Below are 21,698 nucleotides of genomic sequence, written 5' to 3'. Positions count from 1 at the left end.
CGATGACGACCCTCCCGCTGCTCTCCGCGCACCTGCTGCTGCCCCTCTACGCCGTCACGGTGCTCGTCGCCCTCGGGGTGGTCTTCCTGCTGCGGCGGTCCTGGCGGCCGTTCGCGATCGCCCTCGTCGCCGGGGCACTGGCCGGGGCGCTGCTGTCGTGGTTGTTCGGCGACGTCCTCGACGTGCTCGGCATCGCGCCGACGTGGGTCGACCGGATCTGGACCGGGGTGGTCTGCGCGCTCGTCGGGGTCGCCGTCGTCGGGCTCGTCCGAGCCGGGACGCGGGCGCGCGGGCGGCTCGTCGTCCGGGTGCTCGCCGTGGTGCTCGTGCCGCTCGCGGTCCTGTCCGGCGCGCTCGCGATCAACCGCGACGCCGGACTGTTCCCGACGGTCGCGGACGCCCTGGGCGAGTCGCACGTGCCGCCGCTCCGACTGCCCGACGACCCCGCGCCGCGGTCGGGGACGATCGACGCCGCCGACTGGCACGCCCCGGCCGACCTGCCGGAGCACGGCCGCTACGGATCGGTCCGCATCCCCGGGGACGTCTCGCACTTCCGGGCCCGCCCGGCGATCGTGTACCTGCCTCCGGCCGCGCTCGTCGACCACGCCCCGGAGCTGCCGGTCGTCGTGATGCTGTCCGGGCAGGGCCCCGGTGCGGCTCCCGCGAACATCATCGAGGCCGGCCGGATGGTCGAGCGGCTCGACCGGATCGCGGCGCGGCACCACGGGCTGGCCCCGATCGTCGTCATGCCCGACCAGCTCGAGGCGGCGTCGAACAACCCGATGTGCCTGGACGGCCCGCTCGGCAACAGCGCGACCTACCTGACCCAGGACGTGCCGACCTGGGTGAGGGCGAACCTGCACGCGTCGACCCGCGCGTCGGACTGGGCGATCGCGGGCTTCTCGCAGGGCGGCACCTGTGCGCTCCAGCTCGGGGCGACCTTCCCCGACCGGTTCGGCTCGTGGATCGACGTCTCCGGGCAGCGCGGGCCGACGCTCGGCGACGAAGGTGACACCATCAAGCGGGGTTTCAAGGGCGACCGAGCGGCGTACGAGGCCGCGCAGCCGCTCCGGATCCTGGCCGACCGGGCGCCCTACACCGCGTCCGCCGCCTTCATCGCGGCGGGGGCGGACGACAGCCGGTACGGGCCGATCGTGCCGGTCGTCGCGCAGGCCGCACGGGCCGCCGGCGTCGCCGTGACCCAGCGCCTGGTCGAGGACGGCGGGCACGACTGGCACACCGCGGGGACCGCCCTGGCCGAGGGCGTCGAATGGTTCATGCGGCGGACACACCTGGCCCGCTGATGCCGTTCACCGTCAGCCACGCGGTCGTCGCCCTGGCCGCCCGGCGCCTGCCGGTCCCGGTCGCCGCGGTCGCCATCGGGTCGATGGCACCCGACGCCGTGCTCTTCGCGCCGGTGCTCCCGCCGTACGAGGCGGCACACTCCTGGTGGGGCATCCCGACGATCGACCTCGCCGTGTCCCTCGTGGTGCTCGCCACGTGGTGGTTCCTGGTCCGTCCGGCCTGGGCGCCGGTCGTGCCGGGCGTGCGCGACCGCGTGCCCCGCGCCTGGTGGTCGCGCCCGACGCTCGACGTCCGCACGGTGCTGGTCGTCGTGCTCGCGTGCGTCGCCGGCAGCGTGACGCACGTGGTGTGGGACGGCTTCACGCACGGTCACGGCTTCGTCGTCAAGGCGTGGCCGGCGCTCCGCGAGACGTCGATCGGCGGGTACTGGCTGCCGTTCTTCCTGCAGGACGCCTCGAGCGTGCTCGGACTCGCCGCCCTGCTCGTGGCGGCGGCGGTCTGGTGGCGGCGGACCGCTCCGGTGCCCACGGCCCTGCCCAGCCGGGCCGAACGGGTGGTGGTCGTCGTGGTCGCGGCGGTCGTGCTCCTGGCGACGGCGGCCCAGGCGGGGAGGGTCCTGCTGCAGGGCGGCGGTGTCGGGGGCGTCGTCGTCGCACTGTCGTTCCGCGTGCCCGTCTTCGTCGCGCTCGGACTCGTGCTCGGCGCCGTCGTCCTGCTCGCGGTCCGCGGTCGGACCGGGCGGCGCGCGGACGCCCCCGAGCGGCGCACCGGCACCGCCGAACCGCACACGGGCGCCCCGGCGGTCCGCGTCGTCACCGGTCGGGTCGCCCCGCCGCGGACGACCGGCGCGCTGTGGGTCGAGGTGGACGGCTCCGCCTGCACGACGAAGGACGGCATCCTCGCCGAGTTCTCCCGCGCCCTTGCCTTCCCGGGGTACTTCGGTCACAACTGGGACGCGTTCGACGAGTGCGTGCACGACCTGGACTGGCTCGGGGTCGACGCCGTCGTGGTGCACGTCGTCCGGGCCCGGGACGTCGGCAGGGACGACCCGGAGTCGCGGCGGGTGCTGCAGGACGTCCTCGGCCGTACGGACGCGGAGTACGCGCCGGGGTTCCTCACCGTCTGGTTCGACCCACGCGGGGCCCGGTCGTGAGCGATCCCGACGAGTGGGTGCTCCACCCCTGGCCGGTGTGGGGCGACCGCGTGGACTTCGTGGCCAACGTCCGGTTCGGCGACTCGGGCCCGGGCACCCGGCGCTTCGAGCAGCTCCTCCTCGAGCGCCGCGGCGCGGACTCGGCCGTGCTCTGCTGCATCCCGTTCTTCACCTACGGCTACTCACTCGGGGACGTGGTCGAGCTCGTGGACGCCCCGGAGTTCGGCTGGTCCCCGGGCGCTGTCGTCGAACGCAGCGACCAGTGGAGCATGCGCGCCTTCCTCACCGAGGACGCGGGTGCGCCGGCGCTCGAGCAGCTGCTCGTCCGGCACGGCGCGGTCGTCGAGACACGGGGACGGCTGGTCGCGTTCTCCGTCCAGGGCATCGACCGACTCGGGATCGTCCGGGGGGAGTTGGACGCCCTCGGGGCAGCCGGTCTCCTCGCGTACGAGACGGCCTGGCCCTGACGGGAGCGCCGACGGGGCGCGTCCTCACGCCGCGACGTCGACCGCCCACCCCGCCCGCATCCGCGCGACCGCCCGGTCCCACCCGCCGAGCAGGTCGGCGTCCTCCCGCAGCATCGCCTGCAGCTGCAGCCCCTCGTAGAGCGCCACGAGCTGTTCCGCAGCGTGTCTCGGGGACGCACCACGTGCCTCCCGGCCGGCGACCACGTCGCGCACCAGCGCGAGCGTGACGTCCTCGAACGACCGCGTGTACTGCGTCCGGAACCACCCCGACGCCGGGTGCCGGGGACCGGAGGCGGCGCTCAGCAGCGCGACCCGGAGCCGCACGAGTCCTGGCTCGCGCTGCCCGGCCTCGAGCCGCGCGCGCAGGTAGGCGACGGCGCCCTCCTGCTCGGCCACCGGCCGCAGCGCCCGTTCGGTGGCGGCGGCCCAGCGGTCGACGACCGCGACGACGAGCAGGTCCCACGTGGGGAAGGCCCGGTGCACCTCGGCGACGTCGACACCCGCGTGACAGGCGACCTCGTCGGGACCGACGGCGTGGAAGTCGGTGGTGCGGAAGGCGTCGACCGCGGCCGTGACGATGCGGGCGCGGAGGTCAGCGGACATGCGTCGATCCTGCCCACGGTCGGCCCGGGACGCGACCGCCCGTTCGGGGGCGGACCGAGCGGCCAGCACCGAGCGGCAGCACGAAGCGGCCAGCACCGAGCGGGCAGCGCGAAGCGGCCAGCACCGAGCGGGCAGCGCGAAGCGGCCAGCACCCGGCGGCCAGCACCGGAGGGCAGCGCGCCTACCCGCGGTCGAACGCGATCGTCTCGTCGTCGGCCGCCGTCACCCGCCCGGTCCGGGCGAACTCCGCCCACACCGCACGGAGCGCCCGCCCGCGACGATCGACCTCCGGCCAGTCCCGCTCCGGCACGAAGCGGCTGCCCACCCAGGCCTCCCGCCCGCCGAGCAGCATCGGCACGTCGCTCATGTGCACGGCCCCGGTCGGCGTGGCCGTGGCCCCGCGGAGCAGTCGGTACGCGACGGCGTTCCCACCGGCGGCCCGGTGCCGTGCCGCGAACCGACGGACGTCCCGGCCGTAGACGACCTCGGACAGTGGCCGGACGACGAGCCACCGCAGCAGCGACCGCGCGGGACGCCACCGGGCGAGCGTCCGGACGCCGGGGATCATCGGCACGTACATGCCGGTCTCGTCGGACCCGGAGCCGATGAGCACGTCGACCTCCGGGGCGACCGCCCGCCACGCCCGGTCCGTGTCGCGCTCGGCCGGCAGCGGCGCGTGGCCGTACTGCGTCCCGAACGGCATCGCCCCGGCCAGGCCGAAGACCCCGCCGGCCCGCTCGCCGCGGACCTGTCGGTCGAGCACCTCGTCGAGGGGCGTGTCCGGCCCGATGGTCCCGACGGCCCGGAGCACCGCCCGGGTCATGCGCGCGCGACCCCGGGACAGCCCGAGCGGGGCGCTCTGCACGATCGCCCGGCGGAACAGCCCGCGGGCGCCCTCGCTGATCATCAGGTGCGCGGTCGCGTCGCCACCGGCGGACTGCCCGAACACCGTCACGGTGTCCGGGTCGCCGCCGAACGCCGCGATGTTCTCGTGCACCCACCGCAGGGCGGCGACCAGGTCGAGCAGCCCGAGGTTCGCGGGGACGGTCTCGCCGTCGCCGAGGAACCCGAGGACGCCGAGCCGGTAGGTCACCGTCACCACCACGACCCGCTGCTCGGTGACCAGGTCGCGGGGATCGTGGATGGGCAGGTCGCCGCCGCCGATCACGTAGGACCCGCCGTGGATCCACACCATCACGGGGAGTCGCTCGTCGGGTCGGACGTCGCTCGGCACCGTGACGCTCAGCCGCTGGCAGTGCTCGTCCACCTGCAGGTCCATCGGCGGCAGCAGCTGGTCGACGGCCGGCGAGCTCCGCTGCGGCGCGACGGGCGCGGGCGTGGTCGCCGGGTACGGCTCGGTGGTCGCGGGGACCGGCTCCGGCGGCGCGAAGCGCTCGGCCCGCGCGTAGGGGATGCCGAGCGCGCGGGTCACGTCGCCGTCGACGACGGCGGTGAGCGGTCCGGCAGGGGGGTCGAAGGAGCGTGTTGCGGGAGACGGCACCGGCTCACGCTACCGACGTGACCGGGGGACGCAACGGGAGGCACGGTGCCTGCTGGCACCGTGCCTCCCGTTGCGTGGGGTGGTCGCGTGTCGCGACGGGCGCTACCGGACCCGCTTGATCGGGATGACGACCAGCGCGCCCAGCAGGGCGACCGCTCCGGCGGCCCAGCACATGAGCGTGTAGTTGTCGGCGTGCGTGCTGCCGATGGACAGGAAGAACAGCGAGATCGCGGGGGCGAGCGACTGCGGCAGCGCGTTCGCGATGTTGATCACGCCGAGGTCCTTGCCGGGGCGGTCCGCGTTCGGCAGGACGTCCACGACCAGGGCCGTGTCGATGGCCGAGTAGATGCCGTACGCGAAGCCCATGACGACCTCGGCGACGTAGAAGCCGGTGACGCTCTCGGCGTGCGCGAGCACGACCAGCCCGACCGCGAACAGCGCCGTCGACCCGCCGACGAACACCTTGCGGCGACCGAGCCGGTCCGAGGCCCAGCCGGAGAGCGCCGCGCTGACGAGCAGGGCGACCGTGTAGAGCAGCACGCCGAAGGCGACGGCCTCCGTCGCGGCCTTCGCGTCCGCGATGCCCAGGTGCTCCTGCATGTAGAGCAGCCGGTAGGTCGTGAACATGAACGTCGCGAGGATGATGAGGAACCGCGACCACCACGCGAACGCGAAGTCCGGGTTCTTGATCGGGTTCGTCCAGAACGACGACACCAGGTTGAGCCAGGTGAACTTCTTGAGCGGGTACGTCGGCAGGTCGTCCCGCGCGACGAACGCGTAGACGAGGACGAGGAAGATCGCCAGGATGCCGGGCGCGATGAACAGCACCGGCAGGTTCGCGACGAAGAACACCGACAGGTAGGTGCCGGCGAGCACGGCGGTGTTCTGGGCGAGCGCGATGATGCTCGACGACCGGCCGCGCTGCACCTGGGGCACGTTGTCCGCGAAGCTCGCGAGGAGCGTGGCGAGCGTCGCGTTCGCGGCGATCTGCGCGAGCAGCCAGCCGAGCGTCAGGTTGAGGACGTCGGGCGCGTAGGCGATCCAGACGAGGGCGACCGCGAAGAGGACCACGCCACCGACGAGCCACGGCCGACGGCGGCCCCAGCGCGTGCGGGTGCGGTCGGACAGGGCACCGGCGAGCGGGTTCATGAGGAGCGCGCCGAACGCACCGATCGGCAGGACGGAACCGATCACGGTGGCGGCGTCCTCGCCCACCAGGGCCTGCGCCTTGAGCTGCATGCTGACGTAGACCGGGGCCATGAGCGCCACGAAGAGGCCGAACTGCCCGAGGAACAGGGCGATCTGGTAGCCGATCCCCACCCGCATCGTGCTGACCGGTTGGGTGATGCCCTCGTCCGGGTCCAACAGGGCCGGGCCGCTGGGTTCGGGTGTGCTCATGACGCCTCCTTGAGTCGATGCAAAAACCTTGTCCTACAAGGTTTTACGTCGATGAGCATACAACGACACGTGTCGGCTTGTTGCCCAGCGTCTGAGGCACCGTCCGAGGAAAACTACACAGCGGGTGGTTTTTGGGGTAGCGTCGGGATCGGTCTCGCCGGGGAGCATCGCTCCTCGACGGGCTGCGACATCCGATGCCGCGACACCCAGACAGGATCGAAGGAGCCCTCTGCCATGCCCATCACCTCTGTGCAGCTCTACTCGCTGCGCGACGCCATCGCCGAAGACCTCGACAAGGCCATCGCCCGGGTGCGCGAGATCGGTTACGAGAACGTCGAGCCGTACGCGTTCGTCGAGCGTGCCGCGGACCTCGAGAAGGCCTTCGCCGCCACGGGCCTCACGGCCCCGTCCGGCCACGTCGCCGTGATCGACGCCGAGGACACCGCCCCGATCTGGGACGCCGCCGAGCGCCTCGGCATCCAGACAGTCATCGACCCGTTCATCCCGACCGACCGCTGGCAGACCGCCGACGACGTCGCGAAGATCGCCGAGCGTGTCAACGTCCTGACCGCCGAGGCCGCGTCGCGTGGCCTCAAGTTCGGCTACCACAACCACCAGTGGGAGTTCACGAACAAGGTCGACGGCAAGAGCGTCTACGAGCACTTCGTGTCGCAGCTCGCGCCGGAGACCGTGCTCGAGGTCGACACCTTCTGGGCGACCGTCGGCGGCGCGGACGCCCCGGCCGTGCTCCGCTCGCTCGGGGACCGCGTCGTCGCGATCCACGTCAAGGACGGCAAGGTCGACGGTGACATCCTCACCGCGCTGCCGTCGTCGGAGAGCGCCCTCGTCGTGCCCGAGGCCCTGCAGCGCGCCTTCGAGAACCAGACCCCCGCCGGCCAGGGTGACGTCGACGTCGCGGGCATCCTCGCCGCCGCGCCGCAGGCGATCCGCGTCGTCGAGTTCGACGCCTACTCCGGCGACGTCTTCCAGGGCATCACTGAGTCGCTCGAGTGGCTGCAGACGAACGACACCGCCGGGAGCGCCGCGTGAGCCGCGTCGGGATCGGCATCATCGGTGCCGGCAACATCTCGACCCAGTACCTCGAGAACCTGACGCAGTTCGCCGACGTCGAGGTCCGCTTCGTCGCCGACGTGCTGCTCGACCGCGCCGCCGCCCAGGCGGAGGCCTACGGCGTCGCCGCGTCGGGCACCGTCGAGGAGCTCCTGGCACGCGACGACGTCTCGATCGTGATCAACCTGACGATCCCGGCGGCGCACGCCGAGGTCGACCAGCAGATCATCGACGCCGGCAAGCACGTCTGGAGCGAGAAGCCGATCGCGACCGACCACGACTCGGCCGCCGCGGTCCTGGCGTCGGCGAAGGCGAAGGGGCTGCGCGTCGCGACGGCGCCGGACACCGTGCTCGGCGCCGGCATCCAGACGGCGCTCCGGGCCATCGCCCGCGGCGACATCGGCGAGCCGCTCACCGCGACGACGCTGTTCCACGTGCCGGGACCCGAGGCGTGGCACCCGAACCCGGACTTCCTGTTCGCGAAGGGCGCCGGCCCGCTGTTCGACATGGGCCCGTACTACGTCACCACGCTCGTGCACGCCTTCGGCGCCGCGTCGCGCGTGCAGGCCGTCTCGTCGAAGTCGCTCGACCGCCGCACCATCGCGTCCGGTGACCGTGCCGGCGAGACGTTCCCGGTCGAGGTCCCCACGCACCACGCCGCGCTCATCGAGTTCGCCGGCGGGCAGTCCGCCCAGTCGACGTTCTCGTTCCAGCACGCGCTCCCCCGTATGGGCTTCGTCGAGATCAACGGCACGCTCGGCACCATCTCGCTCCCCGACCCGAACACGTTCGAGGGCTCCTCGCAGCTCTGGCGCTACGGGCAGGAGGAGCCGGAGACGCTCGAGGCCGTCGGCTCCACCTGGGGCCGGGGCACCGGCGTCGTCGAGCTCGCCCGCGCGATCGCCGAGGACCGCCCCGAGCGTGCCTCGGGCGAGGTCGCGCTGCACGTGCTCGACGTGCTGCTCGGCATCCGCGACGCCGCCGAGTCCGGGTCCGCCGTCACGATCGAGTCGTCCGTCGAGCGGGTCGCACCGCTGCCCGAGGACTTCGACCCCGCCGCCGCGGTCCTCACCGCCTCGGTGGACGCCTAGGCACCACCCGCACCACCACGACGGCCGGTCCCCTGTCGGGGCCGGCCGTCCGTGCGCCAGGATGGGACCGTGACCGGGGAACAGCACGAGGGACCACACGTCGTCGCGGTGAGCAGGGACGACGAGCACCGCTTCAGCAAGCCCGTCGTCGACGAGGTCGTCCTCGTCGCCGGCTGGGGCATCGAGGGGGACGCGCACGCCGGCACCACCGTGCAGCACCGCTCCCGGGTGGCGCGGGACCCCTCGCAGCCGAACCTCCGTCAGGTGCACCTCGTGCACGCCGAGCTGTTCGACGAGCTCGAGCCGACCGGGCACCACGTGGCACCCGGGGAGCTCGGCGAGAACGTGACCACCCGCGGCGTCGACCTGCTCGGGCTGCCGACCGGCACGGTCCTGCACCTCGGCGCGGACGCCCGGGTGCGGGTGACCGGACTGCGCAACCCCTGCCAGCAGATCAACGACCACGACCCGGGACTGCTCCGCCGGGTACTCGGACGGGCCGAGGACGGCACGGTCGAGCGGAAGGGCGGCGTGATGGGCGTCGTGATCGCGGGCGGCGTCGTGCGTGCCGGTGACCCCGTCGTCGTCGAGCTGCCCGAGGGCGACCAGGAGCCGCTGCAGCCGGTCTGATCCCGCCGTCGTCGCGGGCGGGCAGTCACGAGGTCCGGGCCGGGGTCAGTCGCCCGACATCGCGATCGCCGACATCCTCGCCATCAGGGACCGCGGGACGAACCGATGCACGTTCGCCACCGCCGCGTTCGCCCCGCCGGAGACCACCGTCGGACCGCCGGCGCGACCGAACGCCCGGAGCCCGACCGCCGCGACCTGCGCCGCCGTCTGCCGGCCCCGTTCGAGGAACCGTCCCTGGGCGCCGCCGCGCGTCGCCGCGTCGAAGAACCCGGTCGACGTCGGTCCCGGGCAGAGCGCCAGGATGCGCACGCCGGACCCGCGGGACTCCTGCCAGAGCGCCTCGGTGAACGAGAGCACGAACGCCTTCGTCGCGCCGTAGACCGCCATCGACGGGGTCGGCTGGAACGCGGCGGTCGACGCGACGGTCATCACCCCGCCGACCCGGCGCGCGAGCATCGGCGGCAGGAACGCGTGCACGAGCCGGACGACGGCCGTGCAGTTCAGGTCGACCTGGGTGCGGAGCCGCTCGTCGGTGGCGTCGACGAACGCGCCGTGGTCGCCGACGCCGGCGTTCGCCACGAGGACGTCGACCCGGACGTCGGCGAGCGCCGACACGACCCGGTCGACGCCGTCCGCCTGCGCCAGGTCCGCGGGCACCGTGGTCGCCTCGACGCCGTGCTCCGTGCGGATCCGGGACGCGAGCGCGTCCAGCCGGTCGGCGGACCGGGCGACGAGCACGACGTCGGCACCGGCGGCGGCCAGGCCGAGTGCGAGCTCCTCGCCGATCCCGCCGCTCGCGCCGGTGACGAGGGCACGGAGGCCGTGGAAGGGGCTGCGAGATCGGGGCATGCTCCATGGGTACACCCGGTGGGTGCGCCCGGACGGGAGGCGCGGGGCGGGCCGGGCACGTGCCTCCCGTCCGCCCGTGGCCCGGCCACGCGACCGGGGTGACGGTCTACGGGGCGGGCTGCGCTCCGGGCGGGACGATCGACTCGAGCAGCCGCAGCACCCGCTCGCCGTCCACAGCCTCGGGGTCGAGCAACCACTGCACCTGCAGCCCGTCGGACGCCGCGATGCTCAGGCTCGCCAGGTCGACCGGGTCCAGGTCCGCCCGGATCCGCCCGGCAGCCTGGTCCGCCGCGATGAGCTCCGCCAGGTCTGCCCGGAGCCGCGTGAACCGCTCCCGCATGAAGTCCCGCGTCGTCGGGTGCCCCTCCTGCACGGCGTCGGCCGCGAGGGTCGTGTAGAGCTGCACGAGCCCCGGCACCCCGCGGTTGCGCGAGGCGCTCTCCCGCATGTCGCCGATCGCCGACTTCAGCCGGTCGGGAGCTCCCTGCTCGCGGACCTCGTGCTCCCGGTACACCGCGAGCAGCAGGTCGTCGCGGCTCGGGAAGTAGTGCCGGAGTGCGGCGTGCGTGATGCCGAGCGCATCGGCGACGGAGCGCAGGGACGATGCGTCGACGCCCTGCTCGGCGACCATCCGGATCATCTCGTCGAGGATCTGCGCACGTCGCTCGGCACCCTTGCGGTACCCACCGCGTCGGGGTGGGGTCGCGTCCTCGTCGACCTCGTGCGTCATCCCCCCAACTTACCGCTGGAAGGTTTTCGCGCCACCCCGGGTCAGGCGGGGTCGACCGTGTACTCGTCGACCGGTGTCGGCCGCCCGCCGACCAGGGCGTCGGTGATCTGGTCGAGGCACCGGGTGAGCACGGCGTTGTCCTCGCTCGACAGGTGGTCCATCACCTCGACCACGGCCTCGTGGAACCGCGCGTACGACGAGTCGATCTTCGCGGCGGCCTGCACCGTCGGCTCGAGCACCTGCGCCCGGCGGTCCGTGGGGTGCGGCGCACGGACCAGGTCGCCCTTCGCGACGAGTCCGTCGACGATCTTCGTGACCGACGCGTTCGAGACGCTGAGCATGACCGCGAGGTCCTTCGGTCCCATCGACCGTCCGTCGCGGTGCGCCTGGAGCAGGTAGCGGACGGCCAGGAACTCGTTCTTCGTCAGGCCGCTCTCGGTCCGCGCCTGCTCGAGCTGCTGCTCCTCGGCGTGCTGGAGCCGGAGGAGGGCGTCCACGGCGACCTTGGCCGCACGCGAACGGGGCTCTCGGGCGTAGAGGTGCGTGTGCTCTCGGCGGACGACGGTCAGCGGCATCGGCTCGTGCGGTCTCTCTGTCGGGTGGTCGGCCGACGCGGCGGGTCAGACCGCGGTGGCCGTGAAGAAGTCAGCGTACGACGGTTCGGAGCGGCGCGACAGGAGCGACGGGTCCTGGATCCGGCGCTCGACGTAGGCGTCGATGACCGCGGGGTCGGTCAGACCGACGCGGGTGTGCGTCGCGCCGGCTCGTGTGGTGTGCGGCATCCCGGTGTACGTGCTGTGCATTGTGATCCCGCCTTCCCGTGTCGTGGTCGTCCTCGTCCGGACGCGAGAACTGTTTCACGACGCGAACTACTTGTGCAACGAACTGTTCGATTTCTGTACATTCCGCGCGGGAGCAGCGACGCCACCAGCGGCGACAGCGACGACCGCAGCCGTCTGTGAACACCTCGTGAACGCATGTTTCACAGTCGTCAAAACTCGTGAACCGATCGTCCATCCGGCCCTACGCTGCCCGATGTGTCCTCCGCCACCACCCCCCGCCCCGTGCTCGTCCTCGACTTCGACGGCACGGTGTGCACGGGCGACGCCCCGGTGTGGGCGTACGCGGACGAGGTCACGGCCGCGCTCCGGGGACGCGGGTTGGAGACCGCTGCCGACACGGTCCGCGACGGCCTCCGCGCCTTCCTCGACGGTGCGCCGGACGCCCCCGCGTGGGCGGACGGGTACGAGGCCGTCGCCGAGCTCGCCGTCGCCGCCGACCCCGCCGCCGCACCGCTGCTCGAGGACGCCTACCGCCGCAGCCGGTCGGCCCTCGCGGACGGACGCCTCGCCGTCACCGCCCCCGAGGGACTCGCCGCACACCTCGCCGAGATCGGCGAGCACGCGGACCGGGTGCTCGTGACGAACGCGCCCCTCGCCGGCGTGCTCGAGACGCTCGCCGTCCTCGGACTCACCGAGGTCGTCGACGCCGTGCACGCCGAGGCCCGGAAGCCCGGGGGCTGGGACCTCCTGCTCCCCCGACTGCTCGAGGGCCGCCGCCCGGGCGACCTGCTGTCCGTCGGCGACATCTGGGCGAACGACCTCGCCGCGCCACGCGCCGCCGGGTGCCGGACCGCCCTGATCGACCGGTTCGGGCACGCCGCCGGGCCCGCCGACCTGGTCGCCCGGTCGTTCCCCGAGCTCTACGCCGACATCGCCGCGTGGTCCCGGGACCCCGCCGCGGTCCCCGTGCCCGCCGCCTCCTGACCGCACCACACCACACCCGCTCAGCCCCACACCAGAACGGAATCGTCATGCCCCTCCGCACGACCACGCTCGCGACCGCCACGGGCGTCGCCCTCCTCGCCACGCTGGCGCTCTCCGGCTGCGGTGCCTCGCAGCAGACCGCCTCCGCCGGATCCTCCGGCACCGCCGCGGCCGCGTGCACCGGCCGCTCCGACGACTCGGCCGCCGCGCCGAAGTCCCTCACGCTGGCACTCGTGCCGTCCGGCGACGCGAAGAAGCTCGTCGAGACCGTGAAGCCCCTCGAGGAGGCCCTCACGAAGCGCCTCGGCATCCCCGTGAAGGGCGTCATCACCCAGGACTACCAGGCGTCCGTGGAGGCGATCGGCAGCGACCAGGCCCAGATCGGCATGCTCCCGAGCCTGCAGATGAGCCAGGCGTGCGACAAGTACGGCGCGGTCCCGGCGCTGCAGACCGAGCGGAACGGCAAGCACAGCTACGCCGCGCAGTTCTTCACGAACGACCCCGACAAGTACTGCTCGGACACGCCCGTCGCCGGCGCGAACGGGATGCTCTACTGCAACGGCACCGAGTCGGGCACGGGTCCAGCCGGGCTCGACGCGGTGAAGAAGCTCAAGGGCGCGAAGATCTCGCTCCTGCAGGCCGCCTCGCCCGCCGGCTACATCTTCCCGGTCGCCGCCATGAAGGCCGCCGGCATCGACGTCGACAAGGACGTCTCGGTCACCCAGGTCACCGCGAACGACGCGAGCGTCCTGTCCGTGTACAACGGCGACACCGAGGTCGGCACGAGCTACTGGGACGCCCGCAGCGTCGTCGCCACGGACACCCCCGACGTCGGGAAGAAGGTCGTCGTGTTCGCGCTGACCGACGAGATCCCGAACGACGGCGTCTCGCTGTCCTCCGGCCTGAGCAAGCAGTGGCAGCAGAAGATCACGACGGCCATGAAGGACTACGCCGGCACCGCGGAGGGCAAGCAGGCGCTCACCGCGATCTACCAGATCACCGGGCTGACCGACGCCGACCCGGAGGCGCTGACGAAGACGCAGCAGACCGCCGCGACCATCGGGCTCGGCTGATGACGACGCCCGACCGGACCCACAGCGAGCGGGGAGGTGCCGGCATCCGCTTCTCCGACGTCGGCGTCACCTACCCGAACGGCCACCACGGCCTGCGCGGCATCGACCTCGACATCGCCCCCGGCGAGATGGTCGCCGTAGTGGGTCTGTCGGGCGCCGGCAAGTCGACGCTCATCCGCACGATCAACGGGCTCGTCCCGATCACCTCCGGCGGGATCACCGTCGGCGACACCCGCGTGGACGGCCTCCGCGGTCGGGCGCTCCGGGACCTGCGCGCGGACGTCGGCATGGTCTTCCAGGGGTTCAACCTCGCCAAGCGGACCACCGTCCTGAACAACGTGCTCATGGGCCGGCTGCACCACACCTCGGCCTGGCGGTCGCTCCTCGGCGCGTGGCGCCGGGACGACGTCGAGCTCGCGATGCAGGCCCTCGAGCGGGTCGAGATCGTGCAGAAGGCGTACGTGGGCGCCGCCGAGCTGTCCGGCGGGCAGCAGCAGCGCGTCGCGATCGCCCGGACCCTCGCGCAACGGCCGCGGGTGGTCCTGGCGGACGAGCCGGTCGCCTCGCTCGACCCGCCGACCTCGCACGTCGTGATGCGCGACCTGCAGCGGATCAACGCCGAGCTCGGCATCACGGTCGTCGTGAACCTGCACTTCCTCGACCTCGCCCGTCGGTACGGCACCCGGCTCGTCGGGCTCCGCGCCGGCGAGGTCGTCTACGACGGCCCCGGGGCCGACGCCGACGAGTCGGTGTTCGAGGCGATCTACGGCCGGTCCCTCACCGCCGAGGACGTCCTCGACGCGCCGGCGGTGCAGCTGTGACGACGGCGGACGCGACGCGGTCCGGCGGACGCACCCCGCGCCTCCAGGCCGACGGCACGGGCCGTCCCCGCCGGCCACGCACCCTCGGACGCACGCTCGCCGTCGTGGCGGTCGTCGCCGCGATCACCGTGTGGTCCGCGATCGCCGTGCAGGTCGACGTCGCAGCCCTCGTGACCAACGCGCGGAACGCGTCCTCCACCCTGGTCCAGCTGGTGCAGCCGGACTACTCGTTCATCCCGGAGACGCTCCCTGCGCTCCTGCAGACCGTGCAGATGGCCGTCGTCGCGACGGCCGTCAGCACGGCCGTCGCGATCCCCCTGTCCTTCGCGGCGTCGCGCGCGACGAACCCGAACGGACCCGTCCTGGCGGCCGTCCGTCTCGTCATGAACGTCGTCCGCAGCGTGCCGGACCTGCTGTTCGCGTCGCTGTTCGTGACGGTCGTCGGGACGGGTGCGCTGTCCGGTGTCCTCGCGCTGGTGCTGTTCAACGTCGGGATCCTCGTGAAGCTCGTGTCCGAGGCACTCGACGGTGTCGACCGCGGCGGACAGGAGGCCGCCCTGGCGGCCGGTGCCACCTGGTTCCGCGCGGACCGCGCCGCGGTGCTCCCCGAGGTCGCCCCGTCCGCCGTGTCGCAGGTCGTCTACGTCCTGGAGCTCAACATCCGCGCGTCCACCGTCATCGGCCTGGTCGGCGCCGGCGGGCTCGGCATGCTCATCGACAAGGTGCGGACGTTCTACCAGTACCACTACCTGAGCACCGTCATCCTGGAGGTCCTCGCGCTCGTCGTCCTGCTCGAGCTCCTCAGCTCCGTCACCAGGAAGCGGCTCCTCCGATGAGCGTCGCCGTCGGCCCGGCCCCGACACGCCCCGGCTCCGGCACCGGCCGGGAGGCACGCCCCACCACCGCGCGCCCGACCCGTCCTCGTCGGGTCGGCCGGGCGCTCGTCGCGGTCGCCGTCGTCGCGGTCGTCGCCGCCGCCTCGTGGGGGGTCGACCTCGACTGGGGCGCCCTGCCGGCGCTGCCCGCGAAGTCCGCGCACCTGCTCGGGCTGATGTTCCTGCCCCCGGCGTGGTCGGCACTGCCGGACGCCCTGTCCGCCACCCTGCTGTCCGTCGCGATGGCGTGGTTCGGCACGGTGCTCGGTGCCGTCGTCTCGCTGCCGCTGTCCCTGCTCGCGACCGACCGGCTCGCGCCCGCGGTCGTCCGGGTCCCGCTCCGTGCGGTCTTCGCGGTGCTGCGGGCGGTGCCCGAGGTCGTCATCGCCGTCCTGATGCTGTCCGTCACCGGCCTGACCGCGTGGACCGGGGCGCTGGCGATCGCGATCGGGTCCGTCGGCACGCTCGGCAAGTGGGGCTACGAGGCGTTCGAGTCCGTCGACCGCGGGCCGGTCGAGGCGACGACGGCCGTGGGGGCCTCGCGGTGGCAGGTGATGCGGTGGGGCGTGTGGCCGAGCGCCCGGCCCGACGTGCTCGCGTTCTGGCTGTACCGCTTCGAGATCAACGTCCGGGCGTCGGCGATCCTCGGGCTCATCGGTGCCGGCGGGATCGGGAAGATGCTCGTCGACAACGTGCAGTTCCGCGTGTGGGACGTCGTCGGGATGCTCCTCCTGGTGGTCGTCATCGTGACGATGGCGATCGATCAGCTCAGCGGCGCGGTCCGCACCCGGATCATCACCGGGCGGTGGGGCTTCCCGCTCGTCGGGACGATCCGTCGGGGTCACGGGACGCGCCGGACCCGTAGGGTCGAGCCGTGAACGACCAGCCGGGCGCGGTCATCGCCACCATCCGGAGCCTCATGCCGTCCCTGCTGCCGACCGAGCAGACCGTCGCGGCCGTGCTGCTCGAGCGCTCCGCCGAGATCGTCGAGCTGAGCGCGCAGCAGGTCGCTGACGCCGCCGGGGCGTCGCGCGCGACGGTGGTCAGGACGTGCCAGAGCCTCGGGTACTCCGGGTACCAGCAGCTCCGGGTCCTGCTCGCGCGGGACGCCGCAGCCGCTCCGGTGCGTGCGACGGGCACGACCCCGGACGGCGCCGCCGGGATCGTCACCGCGACGTTCACGCAGCTCGCCGACCGGGTGCACGACATGACGGCACTCCTCGACGGCGGGGCGCTCGACCGCGCGGTCACCCTGCTCGCCGACGCACGCCGGGTCGTCATCGTGGGCAACGGCCTGTCCGCGCCGCTCGCACAGGACGCCGCCGCCCGGCTGTCGAGCATCGGTCGCCCCGCCGAGGCGCAGTCCGACGTCATCGGACAGCAGATCAGCGCGCGGCTCCTGGGACCCGGGGACCTGCTCCTCGTGGTGAGCGGGAGCGGGGCGAACGCGCTGACGCTCCGGACCGTCGCCGCGGCGACCGCGGCCGGGGCGGACGTCGTCGCCGTGACCGCGTTCGGTCGGAGCCCGATCGCGCAGGCCGCCACGGTGGCCCTCGTCGTGACGATGCCGGACCTGACGTTCCGCGACGAGCTGACCCTGGCGTCGCGGTTGCCGCAGGCGATCCTCGTCGAGGGGCTCGTCGCGGCGACGGCGGATCGGCTCGGGGACGTGGCGGTGCGGGCGAAGGCGTTGGCGCTCGACGCCATCAGCGCGAACCTGTCCGACTGACGCCGAGCGCACCGGGCCGCGTCCGGCACGTCGGGCCGCATCCGCGCACGTCGGGCCAGGATGGGACCCATGTCCTACATCGCCGCGGACGACCGCTACGACTCCATGCCCTACCGCCGGACGGGCCGCTCCGGCCTCGACCTGCCACTGCTCTCGCTGGGCTACTGGCACAACTTCGGCGACGACAAGCCGTTCGAGACGCAGCGGGCCATCAGCCGCCGGGCGTTCGACCTCGGCATCACGCACCACGACCTCGCGAACAACTACGGCCCGCCCTACGGCGCCGCCGAGCTGAACTTCGGCCGGCTCATGCGCGAGGACTTCCGCCCCTACCGCGACGAGATGGTCATCTCGACCAAGGCGGGCTGGGACATGTGGCCAGGCCCCTACGGCCAGGGCGGCGGGTCGCGGAAGTACGTGCTCGCCTCGCTCGACCAGTCGCTGCAGCGGATGGGCCTGGACTACGTCGACGTCTTCTACTCGCACCGCCTCGACGCCTCGACCCCGCTCGAGGAGACGATGGGCGCCCTGCACACCGCGGTCCAGCAGGGCAAGGCGCTGTACGTCGGCATCTCGTCGTACGACGCCGAGCGCTCCCGCCAGGCTGCCGAGATCCTCCGTGACCTCGGGACGCCGCTCCTCATCCACCAGCCCTCGTACTCGATGCTCAACCGCTGGATCGAGGACGAGGGCCTGCTCGACGCCGCCGGCGACGTGGGCTTCGGCGTGATCGGGTTCACCGCACTCGCCCAGGGTCTGCTCACCGGGCGCTACCTGGACGGCGTCCCCGAGGACTCGCGCGCCGCGGCGGGCAAGTCCCTCGACGCAGGCTCCCTGACCCCGGAGGTCGTCGAGCACCTGCGCGCGCTGAACGGCATCGCCGAGGCCCGCGGGCAGAGCCTGGCGCAGCTCGCCCTGGCGTGGGCGCTCCGCGACGAACGGGTGACCTCGCTCGTGATCGGCGCCTCCCGCGTCGAGCAGCTCGAGCAGAACGTGGCGGCGCTCGGCAACCTGTCGTTCACCGCGGACGAGCTTGCGGCGATCGACGAGCACTCCGTCGGTGTGCTCGACGTCGACCTGTGGTCGGGCGCCCGCTCGGGCCAGGTGAGCTGACCGCTCGCCCGGGCGCAGCAGCCCGGTACGCTACACATCAGTGGGGCGGTTCGCCGGGTCGTCCTGCGGGCAAGACTGAAGCCCACCACCGCGGCAACGGTGATGGGCTCCGGGTTGCCCTCCGAGTGGAAGGCCGAGGGCGCACGATCGCCCCCGAGTTCACTTGCTCGGGACCAGCATACGCAGGTCCGCCCGCGTGTGCAGCCCTCGGCCGCTTCCGCTCCTCGTGTCCGCCGGCGCTGACACGGAAGGTGGTCTCGATGCCGAAGGACACCGAGCCCGACCGCAGGCGTCAGGTGCCGTGGCTGGGGATCGCGAGCTTGCTCGTGACCCTGGTCCGGCTCCTGCACGACCTGTGGCGGAAGGGCCAGTAGGCACGGCGGCCCGTACCCGATCGGGTACGGGCCGCTCCGGTCACCTGAGTCAGAGGGCCGCGGGGGGCGTCAGGCCAGGCCGAGGCGCTCGTCGAGCAGCGCCAGGAGCCGCTGCCGGAACGGTACCGCCGACCAGCCGTGGTCCGCGCCGTCGACGACCGTGAGCGTCGCCCCGGGCAGGAGCTCGGCGTAGCGGCGGCCGTACGACACCGGGACGATCGCGTCCTCGGTGCCGTGCACGACGTCGGCCGGGCCGGTGTACCCGGCGGCCGGGCCGTAGACGTCGAGCCCGTCCTGGACGTCCGCGATGAACGCCGTCCCGAGCACCATCCCGCCGAAGTCGAACCACCCCTGCTCGCGCGCCGGGGCGAGGGGCTGCCCCTGGATCGCGTCGTGCACGGTGATGTCGTCGACCACGACGCCGGCTGGTGACCACAGGGTCAGGGTCCGGACGGCCTCCGGCACCCGGGCTGCGGCGAGCGCCGACTCCACGGCGCCCAGGCTGTGCGCCACGACGTGCACGCCCTGCCCCCGGTCCGCGGCGCGGATCATCGCGACGACCTGTTCCACCTCGTCGCGGAGGGTGATGTCCGCGAACTCGCCGTCGCTGGCACCCTGGCCGAGCCGGTCGTGGCTCCGGACGAGGGCGCCGCGGGCGACGAGGTGTCGGGCGGTCTGCACGAACAGCTGGTGCCCGCCGAGGGCACTGTCGCTGAACCCGTGCACGAGGAGCACGACGGGGGCGTCCGGGGCGGCGCCGTCCTGCGGTTCCCACTGCCAGCCGCGGATCGTGCGACCACGGTGCTCCAGGGTCGTCGGGGTGGTGCGGGGGTCCGTCCCGTGCAGCGGCACGGCGCCCATCAGTTCGTCCGGTCCGCCCAGCCGGCCGGCAGGTCGCCGGGAGCGGTGTCGACGACGGTCTCGTCGTCCTCGCCGACGTGCTCGAACCGGGTGATGTGGGCGAACTCCGGCACGACGTAGATCGGGTACGTGGGGCCCTCGTCGCGGTAGCGCTGCATCTCGTCCAGGTGGTCGTTCTGGAACAGCACGGTCTTCGAGCCGTCGAGCTCGATCCAGCGCGGGAAGAAGATCGTGCCGTGCAGCACGCGCTGCTCGGGCAGCACGTTGACGACGACGCTCGTGCCGGTGGGCTCGTTCCACGAGACCTTGTAGACGCCCGGCGCGAGGGCGACGAGGTCGACCGTCTGGTCCTTCACCCACCGGCCGCCGACGTGCCCGGTGTGGATCCGGTAGTCGATGGTCGTGGCGTTCTTGACGTACATCTCGTACTGCCAGCCGTTGGCGTACGTGTAGATGAACCGGTGTCCGACGATGCCGGAGAGGTCCTGGGGCGGTTCCGGGTGCTCGACCGAGGTGGTGGTGTCCATGTCCTCGAGTGTGCTCCTGAAGTAGTTTTGTTGCAAACAAAACTTGCTGGTAGGTTGCCGAGCATGACGGGTACAGGCGACGAGACCGCTCGGATCGCCCGACGACTGAGCGACCGGATCGGTCCGTTCCGCCGGACCCTGCTGCGGACCTCCCGCGCCGTGGCGGACCTGCCCGACATCCCGGACGCGCAGGTCGAGGTGCTCCGCGCCCTGGCTGCCGGAGCCGCTGCAGCTCCGGGCGCGGACGCTCCGGGTGCCGCCCCCTCGGCCCTCGCGACCCGCCTCGGCCTCGCCCGATCGACGGTGAGCAACCTCGTGTCCGCGATGGAGCAGTCCGGACTCGTCGAGCGTCGACTGGTCGGGGGCGACGGTCGCCGCACCACCGTGCACCTGACCCCGCTCGCGGTCGACCGCCTCCGCACGTACGACGACGCGGCGACCTCGGTGCTCGTCGACGCCCTCGGGCACCTGTCCGCGGAGGACGTGCACGCCCTCGCCGCGGCACTCCCCGCGCTCGAGCGCCTGCACCGCGGGATCACCCCGCCGCCGGCGCCCTGACCGGCACCGCGCGACCCTCAGCAACCTCGAAGCGATCCTTTGGCACTCCTGAGGCAAGAGTGCTAAAACGGACGCCAGTTGAGTCGAGGGGACTCAACGAGGACCACGAAGGAGTTGATCTCGATGACGATGCAGTTCGACCCGTTCCGCGAGCTCGACCGACTCGCAGGCTCCCTGCTCGGAGCCGGCGCCGGTGCACCCCGGTCGATGCCCATGGACCTCTACCGCAGCGGTGACCACTACGTCCTCGACGTCGACCTGCCGGGCATCGACCCGGGCTCGGTGGACGTGGACGTGGACGGTTCCGTCCTGACCATCCGCGCCGAGCGCACGCTCGGCGCGCCCGAGGGCTCGCAGTGGATCACGCGCGAGCGCCAGCCCGGCACCTTCGTGCGGCAGCTCACGCTCGGTGACCACCTGGACGCCGAGCGCATCAGCGCCGCCTACGACAACGGCGTCCTGAGCGTGACCATCCCGGTCAAGGAGTCCGCGAAGCCCCGTAAGATCCAGGTGTCGACCGGAGGCGGCGCCCAGCAGCTCGCCGTCGGCTCGAGGGGCGAGTGACCGGGAGGGCACGGCAGCGATGGCAGCACTCGGCAACGCGCTCCTCGCCGTCGGCGTCCTGACGGCAGCCCTCACCGCGACGGCCCTCGACCGTCGCACCGCGGCACTCCTCGGAGCCACCGGCGGCACCGTCGGGAGCTTCCTCGCGTGGCTCCTCGCCCCGCAGGCCTGGACCGGCTCCTGGCTGCTCCCGTGGATCGCCGCCGCAGCAGGGACGGTCGCGGTCGTCGCCGGGTGGGCGGCAGCTCGCGCGTACACCGGCCTCACCCGCCCGCCGCGGGAACACGAGGACGACACGACGAGCATCACCACCCTGCCGGGCTGAGTGGATGACGGACGGGAGGCGCGGTGCCAGCCGGCACCGCGCCTCCCGTCCGTCTGCCGGTCGCGCCCCGCGACCGGCGTGAGGATCACTCCTCGTGGAGCGTGTCCTGCACGAGCCCCGCGGTCTTCTCGACCACGTTCGGCAGCTCGGTCGTGCCGGAGAACCGCACGTCGGGGTGCGTCGGCGGCGGCATCGGTAAAGAGGACGTCGGGCCGTCGTGGTACGAGTACTCGCCCTTGCCGTCGAACGAGGGGCCGCTCGCCCAGGGCCCGTCCGCGGCCGCGGCGCCGTCGGAGAAGTTGAGGTACTGGAGG

General features: G+C 73.0%; 25 protein-coding genes and 1 pseudogene. 16 read left to right on the top strand and 10 right to left on the bottom strand.

Translation table 11 applies throughout. The features are described 5' to 3' along the window. Positions 1–2 precede the first annotated feature (2 nt). The 3 genes from FB462_RS01405 to FB462_RS01395 are packed head-to-tail and all read left to right on the top strand — an operon-like array spanning position 3 to position 2,925. The gene (locus FB462_RS01405) at positions 3–1,304 is read left to right on the top strand and encodes an alpha/beta hydrolase (protein ID WP_114851264.1); all 1,302 of its coding nucleotides are present in this window, start codon (positions 3–5) and stop codon (positions 1,302–1,304) included. Further along, positions 1,304–2,458 carry a DUF4184 family protein gene (locus FB462_RS01400; RefSeq protein WP_167509959.1) on the top strand — a complete coding sequence of 385 codons (1,155 nt, stop codon included), beginning with the start codon at positions 1,304–1,306 and terminating at the stop codon, positions 2,456–2,458. The genes FB462_RS01405 and FB462_RS01400 overlap by 1 nt, the downstream gene beginning before the upstream one ends. Next, positions 2,455–2,925, top strand: a complete 471-nt coding sequence (locus FB462_RS01395) for a DUF4265 domain-containing protein (protein ID WP_167509958.1) — start codon at positions 2,455–2,457, stop codon at positions 2,923–2,925. The genes FB462_RS01400 and FB462_RS01395 overlap by 4 nt, the downstream gene beginning before the upstream one ends. Before the next feature lie 24 nt (positions 2,926–2,949). On the opposite strand, the gene FB462_RS01390 is transcribed toward FB462_RS01395, so the two are convergent. The 3 genes from FB462_RS01390 to FB462_RS01380 form a co-directional block, all read right to left on the bottom strand. Beyond that, the gene (locus FB462_RS01390) at positions 2,950–3,528 is read right to left on the bottom strand and encodes a TetR/AcrR family transcriptional regulator (RefSeq protein WP_141859677.1); all 579 of its coding nucleotides are present in this window, start codon (positions 3,526–3,528) and stop codon (positions 2,950–2,952) included. A gap of 181 nt (positions 3,529–3,709) precedes the next feature. Further along, positions 3,710–5,029, bottom strand: coding sequence for a carboxylesterase family protein (locus FB462_RS01385; protein WP_141859675.1), 1,320 nt, complete (start codon positions 5,027–5,029; stop codon positions 3,710–3,712). A gap of 102 nt (positions 5,030–5,131) precedes the next feature. After that, entirely contained in the window at positions 5,132–6,427 is a 1,296-nt protein-coding gene (locus tag FB462_RS01380; RefSeq protein ID WP_141859673.1) for an MFS transporter, read from the bottom strand. Between the two features lie 234 nt (positions 6,428–6,661). Between FB462_RS01380 and FB462_RS01375 the strand changes: the two genes are divergently transcribed. The 3 genes from FB462_RS01375 to FB462_RS01365 all read left to right on the top strand — a co-directional run bounded on the left by FB462_RS01375 (position 6,662) and on the right by FB462_RS01365 (position 9,219). Beyond that, entirely contained in the window at positions 6,662–7,477 is an 816-nt protein-coding gene (locus FB462_RS01375; RefSeq protein ID WP_188868877.1) for a sugar phosphate isomerase/epimerase family protein, read from the top strand. After that, positions 7,474–8,589 carry a Gfo/Idh/MocA family protein gene (locus tag FB462_RS01370; protein ID WP_058741071.1) on the top strand — a complete coding sequence of 372 codons (1,116 nt, stop codon included), beginning with the start codon at positions 7,474–7,476 and terminating at the stop codon, positions 8,587–8,589. Before FB462_RS01375 ends, FB462_RS01370 begins: the two co-directional genes overlap by 4 nt. A 69-nt stretch (positions 8,590–8,658) precedes the next feature. Further along, positions 8,659–9,219 (top strand): MOSC domain-containing protein, encoded by a 561-nt coding sequence (locus FB462_RS01365; RefSeq protein ID WP_141859671.1) that lies wholly within the window; start codon positions 8,659–8,661, stop codon positions 9,217–9,219. Positions 9,220–9,264: 45 nt separating this feature from the next. On the opposite strand, the gene FB462_RS01360 is transcribed toward FB462_RS01365, so the two are convergent. The 4 genes from FB462_RS01360 to FB462_RS01345 all read right to left on the bottom strand — a co-directional run bounded on the left by FB462_RS01360 (position 9,265) and on the right by FB462_RS01345 (position 11,601). After that, positions 9,265–10,068 carry an SDR family NAD(P)-dependent oxidoreductase gene (locus tag FB462_RS01360; RefSeq protein WP_141859669.1) on the bottom strand — a complete coding sequence of 268 codons (804 nt, stop codon included), beginning with the start codon at positions 10,066–10,068 and terminating at the stop codon, positions 9,265–9,267. A 106-nt stretch (positions 10,069–10,174) separates the two neighbouring features. Next, complete coding sequence (locus tag FB462_RS01355) at positions 10,175–10,798, bottom strand: TetR/AcrR family transcriptional regulator (protein ID WP_141859667.1); 624 nt, start codon at positions 10,796–10,798, stop codon at positions 10,175–10,177. Between the two features lie 41 nt (positions 10,799–10,839). Continuing rightward, positions 10,840–11,373, bottom strand: a complete 534-nt coding sequence (locus FB462_RS01350) for a MarR family winged helix-turn-helix transcriptional regulator (protein WP_114851273.1) — start codon at positions 11,371–11,373, stop codon at positions 10,840–10,842. Between the two features lie 45 nt (positions 11,374–11,418). Further along, entirely contained in the window at positions 11,419–11,601 is a 183-nt protein-coding gene (locus FB462_RS01345) for a hypothetical protein (protein ID WP_058741066.1), read from the bottom strand. A gap of 234 nt (positions 11,602–11,835) precedes the next feature. On the opposite strand from FB462_RS01345, the gene FB462_RS01340 reads away from it, so the two are divergent. The 7 genes from FB462_RS01340 to mgrA all read left to right on the top strand — a co-directional run bounded on the left by FB462_RS01340 (position 11,836) and on the right by mgrA (position 18,175). After that, a complete protein-coding gene (locus tag FB462_RS01340) occupies positions 11,836–12,564 on the top strand; it encodes an HAD family hydrolase (protein ID WP_141859665.1) in 729 nt (242 codons plus the stop codon). A 47-nt stretch (positions 12,565–12,611) separates the two neighbouring features. Continuing rightward, complete coding sequence (phnD, locus tag FB462_RS01335; protein ID WP_141859662.1) at positions 12,612–13,637, top strand: phosphate/phosphite/phosphonate ABC transporter substrate-binding protein; 1,026 nt, start codon at positions 12,612–12,614, stop codon at positions 13,635–13,637. Further along, on the top strand, positions 13,637–14,458 hold the full coding sequence (gene phnC, locus FB462_RS01330; RefSeq protein WP_141859661.1) for a phosphonate ABC transporter ATP-binding protein: 822 nt from the start codon (positions 13,637–13,639) through the stop codon (positions 14,456–14,458). Before phnD ends, phnC begins: the two co-directional genes overlap by 1 nt. After that, complete coding sequence (phnE, locus tag FB462_RS01325) at positions 14,455–15,294, top strand: phosphonate ABC transporter, permease protein PhnE (protein ID WP_141859659.1); 840 nt, start codon at positions 14,455–14,457, stop codon at positions 15,292–15,294. Before phnC ends, phnE (FB462_RS01325) begins: the two co-directional genes overlap by 4 nt. Beyond that, the gene (gene phnE / locus FB462_RS01320) at positions 15,291–16,211 is read left to right on the top strand and encodes a phosphonate ABC transporter, permease protein PhnE (RefSeq protein ID WP_141859657.1); all 921 of its coding nucleotides are present in this window, start codon (positions 15,291–15,293) and stop codon (positions 16,209–16,211) included. Before phnE (FB462_RS01325) ends, phnE (FB462_RS01320) begins: the two co-directional genes overlap by 4 nt. Then, positions 16,208–17,062: a MurR/RpiR family transcriptional regulator gene (locus FB462_RS01315; protein ID WP_141859655.1), complete on the top strand. Its 855-nt coding sequence runs from the start codon at positions 16,208–16,210 to the stop codon at positions 17,060–17,062. Before phnE (FB462_RS01320) ends, FB462_RS01315 begins: the two co-directional genes overlap by 4 nt. Positions 17,063–17,131: 69 nt before the next feature. Beyond that, a complete protein-coding gene (gene mgrA, locus FB462_RS01310; RefSeq protein ID WP_141859653.1) occupies positions 17,132–18,175 on the top strand; it encodes an L-glyceraldehyde 3-phosphate reductase in 1,044 nt (347 codons plus the stop codon). Positions 18,176–18,618: 443 nt separating this feature from the next. On the opposite strand, the gene FB462_RS01305 is transcribed toward mgrA, so the two are convergent. Together FB462_RS01305 and FB462_RS01300 are read right to left on the bottom strand one after the other, a co-directional pair. Continuing rightward, the gene (locus FB462_RS01305) at positions 18,619–19,410 is read right to left on the bottom strand and encodes an alpha/beta hydrolase (RefSeq protein WP_141859651.1); all 792 of its coding nucleotides are present in this window, start codon (positions 19,408–19,410) and stop codon (positions 18,619–18,621) included. Next, complete coding sequence (locus tag FB462_RS01300) at positions 19,410–19,937, bottom strand: phenolic acid decarboxylase (protein WP_114851281.1); 528 nt, start codon at positions 19,935–19,937, stop codon at positions 19,410–19,412. Before FB462_RS01300 ends, FB462_RS01305 begins: the two co-directional genes overlap by 1 nt. 63 nt (positions 19,938–20,000) lie before the next feature. On the opposite strand from FB462_RS01300, the gene FB462_RS01295 reads away from it, so the two are divergent. The 3 genes from FB462_RS01295 (at position 20,001) to FB462_RS01285 (ending at position 21,384) form a co-directional block, all read left to right on the top strand. Next, the gene (locus FB462_RS01295; protein ID WP_141859649.1) at positions 20,001–20,495 is read left to right on the top strand and encodes a MarR family winged helix-turn-helix transcriptional regulator; all 495 of its coding nucleotides are present in this window, start codon (positions 20,001–20,003) and stop codon (positions 20,493–20,495) included. 123 nt (positions 20,496–20,618) lie between these two features. Continuing rightward, positions 20,619–21,059 carry an Hsp20/alpha crystallin family protein gene (locus tag FB462_RS01290; protein ID WP_058741058.1) on the top strand — a complete coding sequence of 147 codons (441 nt, stop codon included), beginning with the start codon at positions 20,619–20,621 and terminating at the stop codon, positions 21,057–21,059. 19 nt (positions 21,060–21,078) lie between these two features. Continuing rightward, positions 21,079–21,384 carry a hypothetical protein gene (locus FB462_RS01285; protein ID WP_141859647.1) on the top strand — a complete coding sequence of 102 codons (306 nt, stop codon included), beginning with the start codon at positions 21,079–21,081 and terminating at the stop codon, positions 21,382–21,384. 85 nt (positions 21,385–21,469) lie between these two features. On the opposite strand, the pseudogene FB462_RS01280 reads toward FB462_RS01285, so the two are convergent. Beyond that, a pseudogene (locus FB462_RS01280) lies at positions 21,470–21,694 on the bottom strand (manganese catalase family protein); the annotation flags it as partial. Between the last annotated feature and the right edge of the window lie 4 nt (positions 21,695–21,698).

The sequence above is a fragment of the Curtobacterium citreum genome, assembly GCF_006715175.1.
GTDB lineage: Bacteria > Actinomycetota > Actinomycetes > Actinomycetales > Microbacteriaceae > Curtobacterium > Curtobacterium citreum.
Note: the sequence above shows the minus strand (reverse complement) of the source record. Positions and strands in the feature narration are given on the sequence as shown.

Excerpts from the sequence above, each read along its gene's own strand:
- FB462_RS01405 (WP_114851264.1), top strand. The coding sequence starts at position 3 with ATGACGACCCTCCCGCTGCTCTCCGCGCACCTGCTGCTGCCCCTCTAC.
- FB462_RS01400 (WP_167509959.1), top strand. The coding sequence starts at position 1,304 with ATGCCGTTCACCGTCAGCCACGCGGTCGTCGCCCTGGCCGCCCGGCGC.
- FB462_RS01390 (WP_141859677.1), bottom strand. The coding sequence starts at position 3,528 with ATGTCCGCTGACCTCCGCGCCCGCATCGTCACGGCCGCGGTCGACGCC.
- FB462_RS01380 (WP_141859673.1), bottom strand. The coding sequence starts at position 6,427 with ATGAGCACACCCGAACCCAGCGGCCCGGCCCTGTTGGACCCGGACGAG.
- FB462_RS01375 (WP_188868877.1), top strand. The coding sequence starts at position 6,662 with ATGCCCATCACCTCTGTGCAGCTCTACTCGCTGCGCGACGCCATCGCC.
- FB462_RS01360 (WP_141859669.1), bottom strand. The coding sequence starts at position 10,068 with ATGCCCCGATCTCGCAGCCCCTTCCACGGCCTCCGTGCCCTCGTCACC.
- FB462_RS01355 (WP_141859667.1), bottom strand. The coding sequence starts at position 10,798 with ATGACGCACGAGGTCGACGAGGACGCGACCCCACCCCGACGCGGTGGG.
- FB462_RS01350 (WP_114851273.1), bottom strand. The coding sequence starts at position 11,373 with ATGCCGCTGACCGTCGTCCGCCGAGAGCACACGCACCTCTACGCCCGA.
- FB462_RS01345 (WP_058741066.1), bottom strand. The coding sequence starts at position 11,601 with ATGCACAGCACGTACACCGGGATGCCGCACACCACACGAGCCGGCGCG.
- phnD (WP_141859662.1), top strand. The coding sequence starts at position 12,612 with ATGCCCCTCCGCACGACCACGCTCGCGACCGCCACGGGCGTCGCCCTC.
- phnC (WP_141859661.1), top strand. The coding sequence starts at position 13,637 with ATGACGACGCCCGACCGGACCCACAGCGAGCGGGGAGGTGCCGGCATC.
- phnE (WP_141859657.1), top strand. The coding sequence starts at position 15,291 with ATGAGCGTCGCCGTCGGCCCGGCCCCGACACGCCCCGGCTCCGGCACC.
- mgrA (WP_141859653.1), top strand. The coding sequence starts at position 17,132 with ATGTCCTACATCGCCGCGGACGACCGCTACGACTCCATGCCCTACCGC.
- FB462_RS01305 (WP_141859651.1), bottom strand. The coding sequence starts at position 19,410 with ATGGGCGCCGTGCCGCTGCACGGGACGGACCCCCGCACCACCCCGACG.
- FB462_RS01300 (WP_114851281.1), bottom strand. The coding sequence starts at position 19,937 with ATGGACACCACCACCTCGGTCGAGCACCCGGAACCGCCCCAGGACCTC.
- FB462_RS01295 (WP_141859649.1), top strand. The coding sequence starts at position 20,001 with ATGACGGGTACAGGCGACGAGACCGCTCGGATCGCCCGACGACTGAGC.
- FB462_RS01290 (WP_058741058.1), top strand. The coding sequence starts at position 20,619 with ATGACGATGCAGTTCGACCCGTTCCGCGAGCTCGACCGACTCGCAGGC.
- FB462_RS01285 (WP_141859647.1), top strand. The coding sequence starts at position 21,079 with ATGGCAGCACTCGGCAACGCGCTCCTCGCCGTCGGCGTCCTGACGGCA.